Raw genomic sequence first — 17420 nt, 5'->3', positions numbered from 1 at the left:
CAATCCTTTCACGATCTTCTTCGTGGAAGGATTTTTTTGTCTAAAGGGATGTCATCCGCCTATCCCCTGCATAAGATGTAGTAACGAATGGAGGCGAACCCACGCCTACAAGAAGTTTAGGAGGTATTTGCCGCGTGAAAATACACATGGTTAAAAGTGGCGACACATTATATGAGCTTTCGAAAAAATACGGCGTTCCTTTGCAAAAAATTATCGACGCCAACCCGCAAATCTCCGATCCAAACCAGCTTACGGTCGGACAGAAAGTCAAAATTCCTGCGGAACCGATACAGGTTCCAAACAACGATCAAATCATCCATAAGCATGTCGTCAAGCAGGGAGACAGCCTTTGGAAATTGTCCAAAGCCTGGGGTGTGACGCTCAAGGATATGATTGACGCCAACCCGCAGCTCAAAAATCCGAACGCGCTCCTTGTGGGGGAAGTGGTCAACATTCCTAAAGTCGGTGGCGTCACAGCCGAGAGTGTAGACGGGAATGCGAATGCCAAAACGATCCCCGGCAACAAAACATATACCGGTCCCAAAGAAGAACTGACGGCACCGATTGAGGAGAATGTGAAGCCGGAAGAGGCGGAAAAGCCGAATAAAGAAGAGCTTACCGCGCCTATGGAAGAAAATAAGGAAGAGAACAATGCCCAGGTGCTGCCACAGCAGCTTCCCGAGCTGCCGAACATACCGTCTCCACCCCCGCTCCCCAACCTGTCGATGAACCAGGAAATGCCGGAAATGACCTCGCCGAATTACACCTTTCCAAACGTGATGCCCATAGCGGAAAACCAGCCTAATGTAATGCCTATCATGGAGAACAAACCTAATATCATGCCTGCGGTGGAAAATCAACCGAACGTGATGCCGGCAGCCGAGAAGAAGCCGACCTACAGCAAAGAGACCATTTACAGCGAAGTTACGCATAATCTTTTTATTCAGTACCCGGGTCCCGTGCACGAAGTGGCTTCCTATCACGACATGCCGAATGCCGAGAACGCAAACCTGCAGCACGTCATGCAAGAAAACATGCAGAAAACACCTTATTATCCGGGAATCGTTCAGGGGACCGAGTATGAACCCGCCCCCAACGCTTATCCGACAAGTGTGTCCCCTGCCTATGCGCCGCATTGGGAAAATCACGAGCATCCGGTCGCTTATGAGCCCATCCATGTGGGGCCGGCCCATTACCAGCCGAATGAGGCGTTTCCGCACAGTGTAGAGCCGGCGTTTTATCATCCGGTACACGCTGGAATTGCGCCGTATAGTCCATGTGGGTGCCAAGGAGTGGTATCTCCGTATTCGGGAGTAGATCCATTCTACGATCATCCTTATAGTGAGCCGATAGCAGCATATCCAAACGCGAACGCCATGTTTCCGAATACTCAAGTAAGTCCGGCAGCGGCCTATCCGAACCAAATGCCAATGGTATCCCCGGCCGAAGCTTATCCGAATCAAATGCCAATGGTATCTCCGGCGGAAGCTTATCCGAATCAAATGCCGATGGTATCCCCGGCAGCAGCCTATCCGAACCAAATGCCGATGGTATCTCCAGTCGAAGCTTATCCGAATCAAATGCCGATGGTGTCTCCAGCCGAATCTTATCCGAATTACGCACCGATGACTCATTATCCAGAAGTGGATCCGGCATACGCCTATCCGCATCATGCATATCCGACTCCATATGATTGGTGCTACCCGTCACCTTATGGAATGGGGGTTCCCTCGACGCTGGGAGCCTATGATCATGCAGGGCCCAACGCCCCTTTTGTAGGGGCCGCCGAGAACGCGGCGTACTGGGACCGTAACCCGGCGCCTGCCTACCCAGCCCCGATTGGGGAAGAGGTGGCCCAAGCGACAGCTACCATCAATGAGGCGGCGGTCCATGAGACATCCGAGGTAGAGGAGTCTGAGCCTGCTGCTGATGAGACTGCATCCAAAAAGATCAGCGACCCGAAGGATAAAGCAAAGGTAAATAAATCGAAAGCTCCCGCCGCTAAAAAGGAAAGAAAAAACACAGCTGCTGACAGACCGCGTAAAAACCCATGGATTAATGGATGATAGCAGGTCAATTTGAGCAGAAGCAGGCATTTCGAGGTGAACGTCGGAATGCCTGCTTTTAATTGAGTTCAAGGTTCGTATCATTGTAACCATTCTTCAGCAAGAGCATTTCCGCTTAATGGCGGTTTGAACTCTATGAATGCTGTATTAACTTTATAAAAGAACTAGTATGAATATATGAAAAAAATGCTTGAAATATGCTAGAATTTAATTTGTTGTGGGTAAAAGAATATTATGAATATTCGATGGAATATTTTGTGTGTTGCGGCAGTAGTGAGAACTGTGATAAATTATAAGTCCGGCCGAGTTAACGAGTTAGCAGGTCGGGGAAAATGAGATTTGATAGAAAAAAACTTCTTTAAAAAAAGTCTTGCAAATCTATCGAGTCTGTGATATATTATAAGAGTTGCTGCTGAAACACTGGGCGGTAACGAAACGAAGTTTGATCTTTGAAAACTGAACAACGAGTGAGTATAAACGCGATGGTCTTATGACCGGAGCGATTGAGATTAAATCAATCTCGTCAGATTCAAAATGAGCTACAAACTTTCGTTGGAAAGCTACTCCCTTCGGGTGAGCAGATTCTTCCAACTTTCTTGGAGAGTTTGATCCTGGCTCAGGACGAACGCTGGCGGCGTGCCTAATACATGCAAGTCGAGCGGACTTGATGGAGAGCTTGCTCTCCTGATGGTTAGCGGCGGACGGGTGAGTAACACGTAGGCAACCTGCCTGCAAGACTGGGATAACCCACGGAAACGTGAGCTAATACCGGATATCTTATTTCCTCTCCTGAGGGAATGATGAAAGACGGAGCAATCTGTCACTTGCGGATGGGCCTGCGGCGCATTAGCTAGTTGGTGAGGTAACGGCTCACCAAGGCGACGATGCGTAGCCGACCTGAGAGGGTGAACGGCCACACTGGGACTGAGACACGGCCCAGACTCCTACGGGAGGCAGCAGTAGGGAATCTTCCGCAATGGGCGAAAGCCTGACGGAGCAACGCCGCGTGAGTGATGAAGGTTTTCGGATCGTAAAGCTCTGTTGCCAGGGAAGAACGTCCGGTAGAGTAACTGCTATCGGAGTGACGGTACCTGAGAAGAAAGCCCCGGCTAACTACGTGCCAGCAGCCGCGGTAATACGTAGGGGGCAAGCGTTGTCCGGAATTATTGGGCGTAAAGCGCGCGCAGGCGGTCATTTAAGTCTGGTGTTTAAGGCCAAGGCTCAACCTTGGTTCGCACTGGAAACTGGGTGACTTGAGTGCAGAAGAGGAGAGTGGAATTCCACGTGTAGCGGTGAAATGCGTAGATATGTGGAGGAACACCAGTGGCGAAGGCGACTCTCTGGGCTGTAACTGACGCTGAGGCGCGAAAGCGTGGGGAGCAAACAGGATTAGATACCCTGGTAGTCCACGCCGTAAACGATGAATGCTAGGTGTTAGGGGTTTCGATACCCTTGGTGCCGAAGTTAACACATTAAGCATTCCGCCTGGGGAGTACGGTCGCAAGACTGAAACTCAAAGGAATTGACGGGGACCCGCACAAGCAGTGGAGTATGTGGTTTAATTCGAAGCAACGCGAAGAACCTTACCAGGTCTTGACATCCCTCTGATCGGTCTAGAGATAGGCCTTTCCTTCGGGACAGAGGAGACAGGTGGTGCATGGTTGTCGTCAGCTCGTGTCGTGAGATGTTGGGTTAAGTCCCGCAACGAGCGCAACCCTTGATTTTAGTTGCCAGCACTTCGGGTGGGCACTCTAGAATGACTGCCGGTGACAAACCGGAGGAAGGCGGGGATGACGTCAAATCATCATGCCCCTTATGACCTGGGCTACACACGTACTACAATGGCCAGTACAACGGGAAGCGAAGCCGCGAGGTGGAGCCAATCCTATCAAAGCTGGTCTCAGTTCGGATTGCAGGCTGCAACTCGCCTGCATGAAGTCGGAATTGCTAGTAATCGCGGATCAGCATGCCGCGGTGAATACGTTCCCGGGTCTTGTACACACCGCCCGTCACACCACGAGAGTTTACAACACCCGAAGTCGGTGAGGTAACCGCAAGGAGCCAGCCGCCGAAGGTGGGGTAGATGATTGGGGTGAAGTCGTAACAAGGTAGCCGTATCGGAAGGTGCGGCTGGATCACCTCCTTTCTATGGAGAATCGCTTCCTGCAACGGAAGTATTCAAATACTAAATCTAGCCGGTCGGCTAGTTACTCACTCGTTGGTCAGTTTTGAGAGTTCAAACTCTCACATACGATTTCCAGAACTTGCTTCTAGCCAAGCGATTCGGGATTTGGTATGCTATAAGTCCGGTCGCAAGACTGGATGATTTGATCCTTGAAAACTAGATAACGAAACGAATCTGCGTTTTAGAAATATCCTTTTAGCTGAACTTGTGTCAACAAGTTTAAGTTTTAAAAGTAGCAGACGAGTGTTTTGAACGATGAGAGCCTTTGGCTTTGCGCGCAGCGCAAAACAAGAAAACGAATCGAGCAAAACAGGAGTCAAATGGTTAAGCTACTAAGAGCACACGGAGGATGCCTAGGCGCTAGGAGCCGATGAAGGACGTGGCGAACAACGATACTGCCTCGGGGAGCTGTAAGCAAGCTTTGATCCGGGGATGTCCGAATGGGGAAACCCGGCTGATGTAATAGTCAGTCACTCATAACTGAATACATAGGTTATGTGGAGGCATACCAGGGGAACTGAAACATCTAAGTACCCTGAGGAAGAGAAAACAAGAGTGATTCCGTCAGTAGCGGCGAGCGAACGCGGAACAGCCTAAACCGGTCAGCTTGCTGGCCGGGGTTGTGGGACGTCTCACGTGGAGTTACAAAGGAACTGGTTAGGCGAAGAGGTCTGGAAAGGCCCGGCATAGAAGGTAAAAGCCCTGTAGCCGAAAGTCAGTTCCCTCCGAGACGGATCCCGAGTAGTGCGGGGCACGTGAAACCCCGTATGAATCTGGCAGGACCATCTGCTAAGGCTAAATACTCCCTAGCGACCGATAGTGAAACAGTACCGTGAGGGAAAGGTGAAAAGCACCCCGGAAGGGGAGTGAAATAGAACCTGAAACCGTGTGCTTACAAGAAGTCAGAGCCCTATTTATGGGTGATGGCGTGCCTTTTGTAGAATGAACCGGCGAGTTACGTTCCCGTGCAAGGTTAAGGTGAGAAGCCGGAGCCGCAGCGAAAGCGAGTCTGAATAGGGCGAATGAGTACGTGGACGTAGACCCGAAACCGTGTGATCTACCCCTGTCCAGGGTGAAGGTGCGGTAACACGCACTGGAGGCCCGAACCCACGAATGTTGAAAAATTCGGGGATGAGGTGGGGGTAGCGGAGAAATTCCAATCGAACTCGGAGATAGCTGGTTCTCCCCGAAATAGCTTTAGGGCTAGCCTCGGTGAATAGAGTCGTGGAGGTAGAGCACTGATTGGGTGCGGGGCCCGCAAGGGTTACCAAGCTCAGTCAAACTCCGAATGCCATAGACTTGTAACCGGGAGTCAGACAGTGAGTGCTAAGATCCATTGTCAAAAGGGAAACAGCCCAGACCATCAGCTAAGGTCCCCAAGTGTGTGTTAAGTGGGAAAGGATGTGGAGTTGCACAGACAACCAGGATGTTGGCTTAGAAGCAGCCACCATTGAAAGAGTGCGTAATAGCTCACTGGTCGAGTGACTCTGCGCCGAAAATGTAACGGGGCTAAACACACCACCGAAGCTATGGCTTGATGCTTTGCATCAGGGGTAGGGGAGCGTTGTATACAGCGTTGAAGGTATACCGTAAGGAGTGCTGGAGCGTATACAAGTGAGAATGCCGGTATGAGTAACGAAAAGATCAGTGAGAATCTGATCCGCCGAAAGCCCAAGGTTTCCTGAGGAAGGCTCGTCCGCTCAGGGTAAGTCGGGACCTAAGGTGAGGCCGACAGGCGTAATCGAAGGACAACAGGTTGAAATTCCTGTACCACCGTAAACCGTTATGAGTGATGGGGTGACGCAGGAGGGTAGTGACGCGAGCTGATGGATGCTCGTCCAAGCAGTGAGGCTGGTGTGTAGGCAAATCCGCACACTATTAAGGCTGGGCTGTGACGGGGAGGGAAAATTACAGTACCGAAGGTCATGATCTCACACTGCCAAGAAAAGCCTCTAACCAGGTGAAGGTGCCCGTACCGCAAACCGACACAGGTAGGCGAGAAGAGAATTCTAAGGCGCGCGGAAGAACTCTCGTTAAGGAACTCGGCAAAATGACCCCGTAACTTCGGGAGAAGGGGTGCCCCGGTAGTGTGAATAGCACGAGGGGGCCGCAGTGAAAAGGCCCAAGCGACTGTTTAGCAAAAACACAGGTCTGTGCGAAGCCGCAAGGCGAAGTATACGGGCTGACGCCTGCCCGGTGCTGGAAGGTTAAGGGGAGCGGTTAGGGAGTAATCCCGAAGCTGTGAACCGAAGCCCCAGTAAACGGCGGCCGTAACTATAACGGTCCTAAGGTAGCGAAATTCCTTGTCAGGTAAATTCTGACCCGCACGAATGGCGTAACGACTTGGGCGCTGTCTCAACGAGAGATCCGGTGAAATTTTAATACCTGTGAAGATGCAGGTTACCCGCGACAAGACGGAAAGACCCCATGGAGCTTTACTGCAGCTTGATATTGGATTTGGGTACGATCTGTACAGGATAGGTGGGAGCCTTTGAAACCTGAGCGCCAGCTTGGGTGGAGGCGCCGTTGGGATACCACCCTGATCGTATCTAGGTTCTAACCTGGTACCGTAATCCGGTATGGGGACAGTGTCAGGTGGGCAGTTTGACTGGGGCGGTCGCCTCCTAAAGAGTAACGGAGGCGCCCCAAGGTTCCCTCAGAATGGTTGGAAATCATTCGAAGAGTGCAAAGGCAGAAGGGAGCTTGACTGCGAGACCTACAAGTCGAGCAGGGACGAAAGTCGGGCTTAGTGATCCGGTGGTACCGCATGGAAGGGCCATCGCTCAACGGATAAAAGCTACCCTGGGGATAACAGGCTTATCTCCCCCAAGAGTCCACATCGACGGGGAGGTTTGGCACCTCGATGTCGGCTCATCGCATCCTGGGGCTGAAGTAGGTCCCAAGGGTTGGGCTGTTCGCCCATTAAAGCGGTACGCGAGCTGGGTTCAGAACGTCGTGAGACAGTTCGGTCCCTATCTGTCGTGGGCGTAGGAAATTTGAGAGGAGCTGTCCTTAGTACGAGAGGACCGGGATGGACGTACCGCTGGTGCACCAGTTGTTCCGCCAGGAGCATGGCTGGGTAGCTACGTACGGACGGGATAAGCGCTGAAAGCATCTAAGCGTGAAGCCCCCCTCAAGATGAGATTTCCCAGTATGTAAGACCCCTTGTAGACGACGAGGTAGATAGGTTGGAGGTGGAAGTGCAGCAATGCATGGAGCTGACCAATACTAATCGGTCGAGGGCTTATCCAAATACATTAATTCGCAGATTCGTTTCGTATCTAGTTTTCAGGTGATCAAAACACTTGAACGTTTGGTGGCGATAGCGGAGGGGTTCCACGCGTACCCATCCCGAACACGACCGTTAAGCCCTCCAGCGCCGATGGTACTTGGACCGAAGGGTCCTGGGAGAGTAGGACGTTGCCAAGCGATACATATTCCCTGATAGCTCAGTTGGTAGAGCACTCGACTGTTAATCGAGTTGTCACAGGTTCGAGTCCTGTTCGGGGAGCCACTTGTGGAGAGGTGTCCGAGTTGGCCGAAGGAGCACGATTGGAAATCGTGTAGGCGCCAAAAGCGTCTCGAGGGTTCGAATCCCTCTCTCTCCGCCAGCTTGGATTTTAAAAGCGCGGCCCGTTGGTCAAGGGGTTAAGACACCTCCCTTTCACGGAGGTAACATGGGTTCGAATCCCATACGGGTCACTTTCTTATTAGCATCAGGGATGAGAATCCAAAAAAGGGTTCGTCGGAGCATTACTTCGTTAGCATCTGCATCGCAGTCTCGATCGAAGTGAGAGTATCCCATACGGGTCACTTATTATGGAGGCTTAGCTCAGCTGGGAGAGCATCTGCCTTACAAGCAGAGGGTCGGGGGTTCGATCCCCTCAGCCTCCACCATTATCCCCAAAAAGTGAACAGAAACCTTCGAAGTTAATTCCGAATACTTTTCGGGGGCCCCAATAACAAAATACTTTTAATGACGCGGGGTGGAGCAGTCCGGTAGCTCGTCGGGCTCATAACCCGAAGGTCGTAGGTTCAAATCCTGCCCCCGCAATTATCTCCTTAAGATGGAGATCCCAAAGGCCGTGGAACCGTGGTGTAGAGGCCTAACATGCCTGCCTGTCACGCAGGAGATCGCGGGTTCGAATCCCGTCGGTTCCGCCATTTTAAATTGCTTCAGGGATGAGAATCCTCTTGAATTAAGAGCCATTAGCTCAGTTGGTAGAGCACCTGACTTTTAATCAGGGTGTCGAAGGTTCGAGTCCTTCATGGCTCACCAGTTTTATTTTTGGTTTTGCGGACGTGGCTCAGCGGTAGAGCATCGCCTTGCCAAGGCGAGGGTCGCGGGTTCGATTCCCGTCGTCCGCTCCATTTTTTTTTGCCTTTACGGGCGCCCTTAGCTCAGCTGGATAGAGCGTTTGACTACGAATCAAAAGGTCAGGAGTTCGAATCTCTTAGGGCGCGTACTTATGTTTTACCGAGCCGGTGTGGCGGAATTGGCAGACGCGCGCGACTCAAAATCGTGAGGGAAACCGTGGGGGTTCGAGTCCCTTCACCGGCATTTTAACATTTTTAGATGAATAACGGGACGTAGCTCAGCTTGGTAGAGCACCTGGTTTGGGACCAGGGGGTCGCATGTTCAAATCGTGTCGTCCCGATCAGATCAACCACCGAATGAATTTCGGTGGTTTTTTGCTGTATAATTTGGTATTTCCCCGGTCACAATAAAGGAAAAAGATAGAGAATAGAAGGGGATTACCGTGAATGCAGCGCGAATTAAAAAGAAAATACAAAAGCAATGGAGACGTTGGAGACGCAGAGCGTTGACGCTGGGGATCTCTTCGTTAATGCTTGCCTTGGTCTGGCTCGGATCCTATCTTCCGGATCAGGTACAGAGCCTGCTCAGCACGAGACCGCCGGTTGCCATTGAAACGCTTCAGCATTATGAGCAGACGGAAGGTTCCGACGACACTGTAGATAATTCGGAATTCTGGAAGACGCTGAATCAAACGAAGGGTACAAACGAAGTAACCGTTCGCCAAGTTTATATATGCGGTGAGGAGGAACAGGTGCTCGGACAACTGAGCAGCGATGACATCTACTCCCTGATAAATGAGCATCCAACCTGGAAAGGCGAGTTTACCGGGAAGGGACAAATTCGGTTTGAGGAAACCATTTCGGATCTTTCCCCGACCTGTAAGGAACAGGCTTACATCAGCCTCGACAAAGATGGGAATCTGACCTTGTTCGAGGGACCGCCGACACACGAAAAGGTCATTAAAACCTTTTTCCAACTGGATATCAACTCGATGGAATCCTCCCTGCCGAACGGAGCCGTGCAGCAGCTTTATGATGGCATCCGGGTGCAGGACATTGACGAATACAACAGCGTGCTGTCCACATTCAGCGATTATGCCCGAAAAGGGTAAAGACCGGGATGTTCGATGTCCTTTGCTTTAAACGGAATTTCGATAAAAGGAATAGAACGCAAACGAAAAAAGCTTTCCTGCCAGCGATGAGGCGAACAGGAAAGCTTTTTTTATTCATCCTATGGGGACTTAAACGGGCATCGTCCATTTCAATGGATCTGGAAGCCGCCCGGTCTGGATACCCGTTAGGGTGTCATAGAGCTTTTGCGAGTATGGGCCGATTTGGCCGTCGTTAATGAGGACTTGCCGGTCATTCCAATATAATTCGCCGACAGGGGAAATGACAGCCGCAGTCCCCGTGCCGAACACTTCCTCCAATTCTCCCTTGGCATTGGCCTCAAAAATCTCCTCAATCGATATCTTCCGCTCTTCCACCGGGATGTTCCAGCTGTCGAGCAGCTCCAGAACCGAAGCCCGGGTCACACCTTCCAGTATGCTGCCGTTAATGGCCGGGGTGATCACTTTACCGCCGATTTTGAAAAAGATGTTCATGCTGCCGACCTCTTCAATGTACTTCTTTTCCAGCGCATCGAGCCACAGTACCTGGGAGTAGCCGCCTTTCTTGGCGTTGCTTTGGGCTTTGATGCTTGCCGCGTAGTTGCCGGCTGCCTTCGCATGCCCGATTCCGCCCTGCACGGCACGGGTATAGGAGCTCTCCACATTAATTTTTACCGGGGCAAGCCCGCCCGAGTAGTAAGCGCCTACAGGCGACAGAATGACGATCAGCTGGTAGGTGTGGGACTCTCTCACGCCGAGACAAGCTTCCGTAGCAATGATAAAAGGCCGGATGTACAGCGATGTTCCTGGAGCCGTCGGAACCCAAGCACGATCGATGTTAATGAGGGTGCGGATCGCTTCAATGACAAAGTCGCCCGACACTTCAGGAATGCCCAAGCGTTCGTTGGAGCGGTTCAGCCGCTTCATGTTTTTGTCAGGGCGGAATAGAAGGAGGTCGCCGGAAGAAGTTTGGTATGCCTTCAGACCTTCGAACACAGCCTGCCCATAATGGAATACCATCGAAGCCGGATTCATCTGCAGTGGGGCGTAAGGAACGATCCGCGGATCATGCCATCCCTTCTCCAGCGTATAATCCATCATAAACATGTGATCTGTAAAATACTTGCCGAAGCCAAGCTTCTCGCTGTCCGGACGTGTTCGCGGCTCGGTTGTTAACTGAATGCTGATCTCTTGTGTCATAGCAACGCTCACCTCATCTATAAAAATTTATTATTCTCACTATAGGGAATAAAAAATGATTGGTCAATTCAATGTTATCAATTAAAATAATAGTTATTAACTATGGTTTGGGTGAAGGGGGAGGCTTATGGATTTCCGCCTGCTGGAATACTTTCTTGCCGTATGCGAAGAGCTTCATTTTACGAAAGCAGCCGTTCAATTGGGCATCAGCCAACCGACGCTCAGCCAGCAAATCCGCCTGCTCGAGGAGAGGGTGGGCATGCCCCTTTTTCAAAGGATCGGAAAACGGAACTATTTGACGGAAGCGGGGCAAACGCTGAAGGAGCATGCGCTGAACATTTTTCATGAGCTGGAGCAGGCGCAGTCCGAAATCAATGAACTGAAAGGGATGCAGCGGGGGAGGCTGACGATCGGCTGCTCAGGCAACCATCTGCTGACGAGGACGCTGATTTCTTTTCACCAGAAGCAGCCGGGCATCTCGATTTCGGTCGTGGAGCTGGCGACGGAGGAAACGAGGGCCGGTCTGCTGGCTAACAAGCTGGATCTTGGAGTCGTTTTTCTCCCGCTGGAGGACGAGCAGCTGGTCAGCAAAGAGCTCTATACCGAAGAGCTGTGCCTGGCTGTGGCGAAGCAGCATCCCCTTGCGGCCGCAGCAACTGTGAAACTGGACCAACTGACAGAGGTGCCGCTGATTCTTTTTCCTGAAAAGTTTCTGGTACGTCAAATGGTGGACAGCTACAGCGCTCAAGCAGGGGTGCAGCTTCAACCGGCGTTTGAGCTGTCGACGATGGACTCCATGCTGCAGATGGTCCGGCTCGGGGTCGGCGCGACCATACTACCCAGGTCCTACCTTTTACAAGGCTCCGATCCTTCGATCCGCACTGTACCGATCGTTGATCCCGTCCCCCAGAAAAAGGTCGGCATCGTTTACCGGAAGCAGACGTTTCTGAGTACAGCGATGCTTGCTTTTATCAACGAGCTCATCCGGACGTTCACTCCTTCCGAGACGGAGTCTATGTAGGCTGGTCCCGGATGCAGGCATACCTCTTTTAGTAGAATCATAGACTTGGTATGAAGTTTTACATTATAATGAAGAGAACGAATACATATGTTCGCTTTATACCAAGGGAGAGAAATGACTTGCGAATTTTAGGAATTGACCCGGGGATTGCGATCGTCGGATTCGGATTTATCGATAAAAACGGAAGTAAGGTCACTCCGGTTCAGTATGGATGCATTCAGACGGAAGCCCATACACCTGATGAAGAACGGCTGCTGCATGTCTATGAGGCGATGCTCCAGCTTATTGATAAGTATCAGCCGGAAGCGGTAGCTTTCGAGAAATTGTTTTTTAATAGAAACGTCACGACGGCTATGTCCGTCAGTCAGGCGCGCGGCGTTCTGATTCTGGCGGCAACGCAGCGCGGGCTGCCGATCGCCGAGTACACCCCGATGCAGGTGAAGCAGGCCATCGTCGGATACGGCAAAGCGGAGAAGAAGCAGGTGCAGGAAATGGTTCGCATGTTCCTGAAGCTGCAGGCGGTGCCCAAGCCGGATGATGTGGCCGACGCGCTGGCTGTGGCGATTTGCCACGCCCATTCGTACACGTTAAATTCCAGAATAAATGAGGTATTGAGAAAATGATCGATTTTTTGAGAGGACCCGTGGTCCATCTGGAGAATGAGTACATTGTGCTTGACGTGCAGGGAGTAGGCTACCGGGTATTTTGCCCGAACCCTTTCGTGTTTGCCAAGACGGATGGTCCGGTCACCGTATATACCCACCACCACGTCAGGGAAGACGCCATTCTGCTGTTTGGCTTTCCAACGCGCGAGGAGCAGCAGCTGTTCCGCAAGCTGATCGATGTGTCGGGGATCGGCCCTAAGGTAGCCTTGGGCATTCTCGGCGGGGGCACACCGGATCATGTCGTGACGGCCATTTATCAGGAGAACATTACGTTCCTGACCAAGCTGCCGGGGATCGGCAAGAAGACCGCACAGCGCATGATTCTGGACCTGAAGGACAAGCTCGACGGTTTTGGCACGGCGGCTATGGCGACAGGTCTGTTTGCCGTTCCTGAACCGGTGGAAGGCGACGGATCGGCTTGGTCCGAAGCGCGCGAAGGCCTTAAGGCGCTCGGTTATACCGACGTCGAGCTGGACCGGGTATGGCACAAGATCAAGGATGACACGGCGTTTGGGGATTCGGTGGACATTTTAATGAAACGGGCGCTCAAGCAGCTCTATGCGGGATAGTTATGGTAAGCGGGCGTTACAAGAGGAGCGATAGCAATGGATGACCGTATTATATCGGCAAACCTGATGATGGAGGACCAGGCGGTAGAGCTTAGCCTGCGTCCTCGTTATCTTGCGGAATATATCGGACAGAACCAGGTGAAGGAAAACCTGAAGATTTATATTGAAGCGGCCAAAATGCGCAATGAAGCGCTGGATCACGTGCTGCTGTACGGGCCTCCGGGCCTCGGCAAAACGACATTGGCCAATATCATTGCCAACGAGCTGGGCGTGAACCTGCGGACGACGTCGGGGCCGGCCATTGAGCGGCCGGGAGACCTGGCAGCACTGCTGACGAATCTCCAGGAAGGGGACGTGCTGTTCATTGACGAAATCCACCGGCTGCACCGGACGGTAGAGGAAGTGCTCTACCCGGCGATGGAGGATTTTGCGCTGGACATCATGATCGGTAAAGGGCCCAGTGCACGGTCTGTGCGGCTGGACTTGCCCCCGTTCACCTTGATCGGAGCGACGACACGGGCCGGGCTGCTGTCCGCACCGCTGCGGGACCGCTTTGGCGTCGTCAGCCGCCTCGAGTTTTATACGGTGGACGAGCTCAGCTACATCGTCTCCAGAGGTGCTGACATTCTCGGCATCGAAATTATCGGGGATGCGGCCGACGAGATCGCCCTTCGGTCCAGGGGGACGCCGCGGATCGCGAACCGGCTGCTGCGCCGGGTCCGGGATTTTGCCCAGGTCCGGGGGGATGGCATGATTACGCCGGCCATCGCGGAGGAGTCGCTGAAGATGCTGCAGGTCGATCCGAAAGGACTGGATCAGATCGATTATAAAATGCTTCACGCCATGATCACGAGCTTCCGTGGCGGTCCGGTCGGCCTCGATACGATCGCGGCCACCATCGGCGAAGAGAGCCAGACGATCGAAGACGTATACGAGCCTTACCTGCTGCAGATCGGATTTCTCCAGCGGACGCCGCGGGGAAGAATGGTAACGGCTGCGGGCTATCAGCATTTAGGTCTGCCGATGCCGACTGACCAGTAAAGAGTAATTGTTACGAGGCTGCCGGACGTGAAATGGTTCGAACACATTTTCAGACAGAAGCGGGAGGAGAATGACGAGTGGGAAATTGGTGGAGAACGAAAGCGGGCCAGTGGGGAAGCAAGGGGATTTTGGCTGCCGTGCTGGCAACGGGAGTCCTGCAGCTGCCGGCTGTGACCGCAGAAGCCGCCGGAACGAGCATGGATCAAATCCGAGTAGGCTTGTTCCTCGACTTGGGAAGTACCTATAAATCAACGACGCCTGTCGTCACACTGTCATCGGGACAGTCATGGTCTGCAGGGGTATCGGCTTCTGCGGGGGCTCCGGCTCTTGTGTCCTTCGGGGCTAACGAGACGGCTAAATTCAGCGTGGATGGATTCCGCGTGAAAGTACTCGCCACTTCCGATGCCAAAACGGCGGCGGATGCCTATAAAAAATTGAACGCGACGGCTGACAAGCCGGTCATCTTTGCCGCATCGACGGGTGCCGGAACGGTGTATCAGGTGTATACCGGCATGTATGCGAGCCTGCAGGCGGCTAACGATGCCGCAGCGCGGACAGCGAAAACCGCAGCGGGACAGCTGAACGGACAGACTCCGGTCGTGACCGGCGGATATCACTTGTCGGCAGGGACTTATGGATCGGAGGCTGAAGCGGCAGCTGCGGCCCAGCAAATCCAGGCAGCCGGCGCCGATGCGTTTGTGGCGGTTCAGCCGGGCGGAGACGGCGGCGGCCGTTATGCGGTATGGGTCGGCGAAGCGGCAGACGCATCCGGCCTTGCGGCGGTACGCAGTGCGGTAAGCGCAAAGCTTCCAGCGGCAACGCTGTCGGAGGTGGATGCATCGCAGCCGGCGCTGATCATCCGCAGTGATGCCGGGAGCAGCCCGGGAAGTTCTGCCGCGGTGAAACATATCGTGGTCAGCGGGACCAATGCCAAAGGCTTGATTACCAGCAGCGGTGACCAAATTAAAGTGGCGGAAAGATCGGGGCGTACATACCGGGGCGGCATGGAGATCAGCATGGTGAACGGCCAGCTGGCGCTCGTGAACGAGCTGCCTTTTGAGCAATACCTCTATGCGGTCGTCGGAGGCGAAGTGCCGTCGTCCTGGCCGGAGGAGTCGCTCAAAGCCCAAGCCGTGGCTGCGCGCAGCTATGCTGCTTTCCAGATCAGCAGCAGCAATAATAAGTTCAAGGTGGCGGATGTCGTGGATACGACGCTCAGCCAAGTTTACAACGGAGTTGCCTCCGAAGCGCCAAGCGTCATCGGTGCCGTAGACGCCACACAGGGCGAAGTGCTGCTGCAAAACGGCAATGTTGTCGAGGCCGTATTCTCTTCCAATGCCGGGGGCGCATCGGCAGACCCGACCGAGGTATGGAACAGCGGTGGAGCTGCGTTCGGCACCGTGGAGAGCAAGGAAGACGTAGCCTCGCAAAACGGGGCTAAAACCTGGTACCACGTTCTCCTCAGCAACGGGATTACCGGTTATGTCAGAGAGGACAACGTCAAGGAACTGGGCACGGCGACGGCTGCCGGACTTGCAAAAGTCACGGTGACGGCCAAGAACACCAACGTGCGTCCGCTTCCGCTCATTCAATCGAACGTCGAGCCTGCCGCGCAGATGAACCCAGGCGATACCGCCGTCGTTCTGGAGCAGGTGAAGGAATCGGGAACCTACGACTGGGTTCGGGGACCTTACACTTCGGCAGAGCTGGTCGCAACGCTGAAGGGCAAAACCTCGACGGCTGCACCTTCCACAATCAGCACGCTGGAGGTCACCAAGCGGGGACCGTCCGGACGGGCGATCCAAATTAAGGCCAACGGGCAGATTTTAGATGTGAAATATCCGGATATGTTCCGTTCAGCTTTGAACGGTCTGCCAAGTACATTGTTTGATATTGTACCTACAGGAAGCTATACTGTATTAAGCGCAAACGGGACAACGACGAAGGTTTCCGGCACGTCCGACACGTCGGTCATTTCCGCTTCAGGGACTTCTTCCATCGCTGGAAAAGGCACGATCGTCATGAACGGGGATTCGAAGGCGCGCCGGGTCGAAGCCGGGGAAGCGTTTCTGTTTGTGGGACGCGGCAACGGCCATGGCCTCGGACTCTCCCAGTGGGGAGCCAAAGGAATGGCGGACGCCGGGTATGGGTACCAGGACATTTTGAAACACTATTATCAGAATGTAACTATTGTTAAGGAATGACGAACAGATGAATGTAGACTTATATGATTTTGAGTTGCCAGAAGAATTAATCGCACAGACTCCTTTGCCGGAGCGGACGGCATCCCGCCTGTTAACGTTGAACAAGCAGGATGGATCGATCGCCCACCGCACCTTCAAAGATATCGCAGACGAGCTTCAGCCCGGCGATACGCTGGTTCTCAACGATACCCGGGTCATTCCGGCGAGACTGTTCGGCGTGAAAGAAGAGACGGGGGCCAAAGCTGAGGTGCTCCTCCTGAAAAATTTGCAGGAGGACACCTGGGAAGCGCTCGTAAAGCCTGGGAAAAAGCTGAAAAAGGGCAGCGTGATCCGGTTCGGCGACGAGCTGCAGGCGGTCATAGAGGATGAGGGGGAAATGGGTGAGCGGAAGCTGACCTTTACCTATCAAGGGATTTTCCAGGAGATTCTCGACCGGCTGGGTCAAATGCCGCTCCCGCCTTATATCAAGGAGAAGCTGGACGACAAGGAGCGTTACCAGACGGTCTATTCCAAGCATGAGGGTTCCGCTGCGGCTCCGACCGCCGGCCTTCATTTTACCGAAGAGCTGCTGGATCAAATCCGTGCCAAAGGCGTGACGGTCGCTTTCATTACGCTACATGTCGGTCTTGGCACATTCCGGCCGATGTCGGTTGAACGCGTAGAGGATCATGTCATGCATGCGGAGTATTACTCGGTGAACCAGGAGACAGCGGATATCCTGAACGAGGCCAGAGCCCGCGGAGGAAGAATCGTTGCCGTAGGGACCACCTCCTGCCGGACGCTCGAGACGATCGGGACGCGCTTTGAAGGCGGCCTGCTCGAAGCCTGCAGCGGCTGGACCGATATTTTTATCTATCCGGGGTATACGTTCAAAGTCGTAAACGCCCTGATCACTAATTTCCACCTGCCGAAATCGACGCTGGTCATGCTGGTCAGCGCGCTGGCGGGACGCGAGCATATTTTGAACGCATATGCGGAGGCTGTGAAGGAAAGATACCGCTTCTTCAGCTTCGGCGATGCGATGTTTATCTATTAAGACCGGT

General features: G+C 53.2%; 9 protein-coding genes, 11 tRNA genes and 3 rRNA genes. 22 read left to right on the top strand and 1 reads right to left on the bottom strand.

Annotated elements, in window-relative coordinates:
* Positions 1-134: 134 nt before the first annotated feature.
* The 16 genes from GCU45_RS08145 to GCU45_RS08070 all read left to right on the top strand — a co-directional run bounded on the left by GCU45_RS08145 (position 135) and on the right by GCU45_RS08070 (position 9680).
* A complete protein-coding gene (locus GCU45_RS08145; protein WP_152398588.1) occupies positions 135-2066 on the top strand; it encodes a LysM peptidoglycan-binding domain-containing protein in 1932 nt (643 codons plus the stop codon).
* Between the two features lie 593 nt (positions 2067-2659).
* Positions 2660-4212: ribosomal RNA gene (locus GCU45_RS08140) — 16S ribosomal RNA — on the top strand.
* A 361-nt stretch (positions 4213-4573) separates the two neighbouring features.
* Positions 4574-7503, top strand: a 23S ribosomal RNA gene (locus GCU45_RS08135).
* Between the two features lie 60 nt (positions 7504-7563).
* Positions 7564-7680: ribosomal RNA gene (gene rrf / locus GCU45_RS08130) — 5S ribosomal RNA — on the top strand.
* Together the 16S, 23S and 5S rRNA genes with 11 tRNA genes alongside form the textbook arrangement of a ribosomal RNA operon.
* A gap of 9 nt (positions 7681-7689) precedes the next feature.
* Positions 7690-7765: transfer RNA gene (locus GCU45_RS08125), tRNA-Asn, on the top strand.
* Between the two features lie 5 nt (positions 7766-7770).
* A tRNA-Ser gene (locus tag GCU45_RS08120) sits at positions 7771-7862 on the top strand.
* 19 nt (positions 7863-7881) lie between these two features.
* Positions 7882-7953, top strand: a tRNA-Glu gene (locus tag GCU45_RS08115).
* Between the two features lie 119 nt (positions 7954-8072).
* Positions 8073-8148 (top strand) — tRNA-Val (locus tag GCU45_RS08110).
* Between the two features lie 83 nt (positions 8149-8231).
* Positions 8232-8305, top strand: a tRNA-Met gene (locus tag GCU45_RS08105).
* Between the two features lie 33 nt (positions 8306-8338).
* Positions 8339-8415: transfer RNA gene (locus GCU45_RS08100), tRNA-Asp, on the top strand.
* Positions 8416-8454: 39 nt separating this feature from the next.
* Positions 8455-8530 (top strand) — tRNA-Lys (locus GCU45_RS08095).
* A 17-nt stretch (positions 8531-8547) separates the two neighbouring features.
* Positions 8548-8622, top strand: a tRNA-Gly gene (locus GCU45_RS08090).
* Positions 8623-8641: 19 nt separating this feature from the next.
* A tRNA-Arg gene (locus GCU45_RS08085) sits at positions 8642-8715 on the top strand.
* Positions 8716-8732: 17 nt separating this feature from the next.
* Positions 8733-8812: transfer RNA gene (locus GCU45_RS08080), tRNA-Leu, on the top strand.
* 23 nt (positions 8813-8835) lie between these two features.
* A tRNA-Pro gene (locus tag GCU45_RS08075) sits at positions 8836-8909 on the top strand.
* Between the two features lie 165 nt (positions 8910-9074).
* A complete protein-coding gene (locus GCU45_RS08070) occupies positions 9075-9680 on the top strand; it encodes a BofC C-terminal domain-containing protein (RefSeq protein WP_244364475.1) in 606 nt (201 codons plus the stop codon).
* A gap of 129 nt (positions 9681-9809) precedes the next feature.
* Here GCU45_RS08070 and GCU45_RS08065 read toward each other — a convergent pair whose 3' ends face one another.
* Complete coding sequence (locus GCU45_RS08065) at positions 9810-10877, bottom strand: branched-chain amino acid aminotransferase (protein WP_152398587.1); 1068 nt, start codon at positions 10875-10877, stop codon at positions 9810-9812.
* A gap of 127 nt (positions 10878-11004) precedes the next feature.
* Between GCU45_RS08065 and GCU45_RS08060 the strand changes: the two genes are divergently transcribed.
* From GCU45_RS08060 to queA, 6 genes are all read left to right on the top strand, one after another.
* A complete protein-coding gene (locus GCU45_RS08060; protein WP_152398586.1) occupies positions 11005-11898 on the top strand; it encodes a LysR family transcriptional regulator in 894 nt (297 codons plus the stop codon).
* A 119-nt stretch (positions 11899-12017) separates the two neighbouring features.
* The gene (gene ruvC / locus GCU45_RS08055; RefSeq protein WP_076176977.1) at positions 12018-12521 is read left to right on the top strand and encodes a crossover junction endodeoxyribonuclease RuvC; all 504 of its coding nucleotides are present in this window, start codon (positions 12018-12020) and stop codon (positions 12519-12521) included.
* A complete protein-coding gene (gene ruvA / locus GCU45_RS08050; RefSeq protein WP_116229345.1) occupies positions 12518-13132 on the top strand; it encodes a Holliday junction branch migration protein RuvA in 615 nt (204 codons plus the stop codon). Before ruvC ends, ruvA begins: the two co-directional genes overlap by 4 nt.
* Before the next feature lie 36 nt (positions 13133-13168).
* Complete coding sequence (gene ruvB, locus GCU45_RS08045) at positions 13169-14173, top strand: Holliday junction branch migration DNA helicase RuvB (RefSeq protein WP_076176979.1); 1005 nt, start codon at positions 13169-13171, stop codon at positions 14171-14173.
* A 77-nt stretch (positions 14174-14250) separates the two neighbouring features.
* Positions 14251-16377: a SpoIID/LytB domain-containing protein gene (locus GCU45_RS08040; protein WP_152398585.1), complete on the top strand. Its 2127-nt coding sequence runs from the start codon at positions 14251-14253 to the stop codon at positions 16375-16377.
* A gap of 7 nt (positions 16378-16384) precedes the next feature.
* Positions 16385-17413, top strand: coding sequence for a tRNA preQ1(34) S-adenosylmethionine ribosyltransferase-isomerase QueA (gene queA / locus GCU45_RS08035; protein WP_152398584.1), 1029 nt, complete (start codon positions 16385-16387; stop codon positions 17411-17413).
* Positions 17414-17420: the final 7 nt, after the last annotated feature.

The sequence above is a fragment of the Paenibacillus cellulositrophicus genome (genome assembly GCF_009363095.1).
Lineage (GTDB): Bacteria > Bacillota > Bacilli > Paenibacillales > Paenibacillaceae > Paenibacillus_AQ > Paenibacillus_AQ favisporus.
The sequence above is the reverse complement of the archived record's forward strand: the minus strand, read 5'-3'. Positions and strand labels throughout refer to the sequence as shown.

Excerpts from the sequence above, each read along its gene's own strand:
- GCU45_RS08065 (WP_152398587.1), bottom strand. The coding sequence starts at position 10,877 with ATGACACAAGAGATCAGCATTCAGTTAACAACCGAGCCGCGAACACGT.
- GCU45_RS08060 (WP_152398586.1), top strand. The coding sequence starts at position 11,005 with ATGGATTTCCGCCTGCTGGAATACTTTCTTGCCGTATGCGAAGAGCTT.
- ruvA (WP_116229345.1), top strand. The coding sequence starts at position 12,518 with ATGATCGATTTTTTGAGAGGACCCGTGGTCCATCTGGAGAATGAGTAC.
- ruvB (WP_076176979.1), top strand. The coding sequence starts at position 13,169 with ATGGATGACCGTATTATATCGGCAAACCTGATGATGGAGGACCAGGCG.
- queA (WP_152398584.1), top strand. The coding sequence starts at position 16,385 with ATGAATGTAGACTTATATGATTTTGAGTTGCCAGAAGAATTAATCGCA.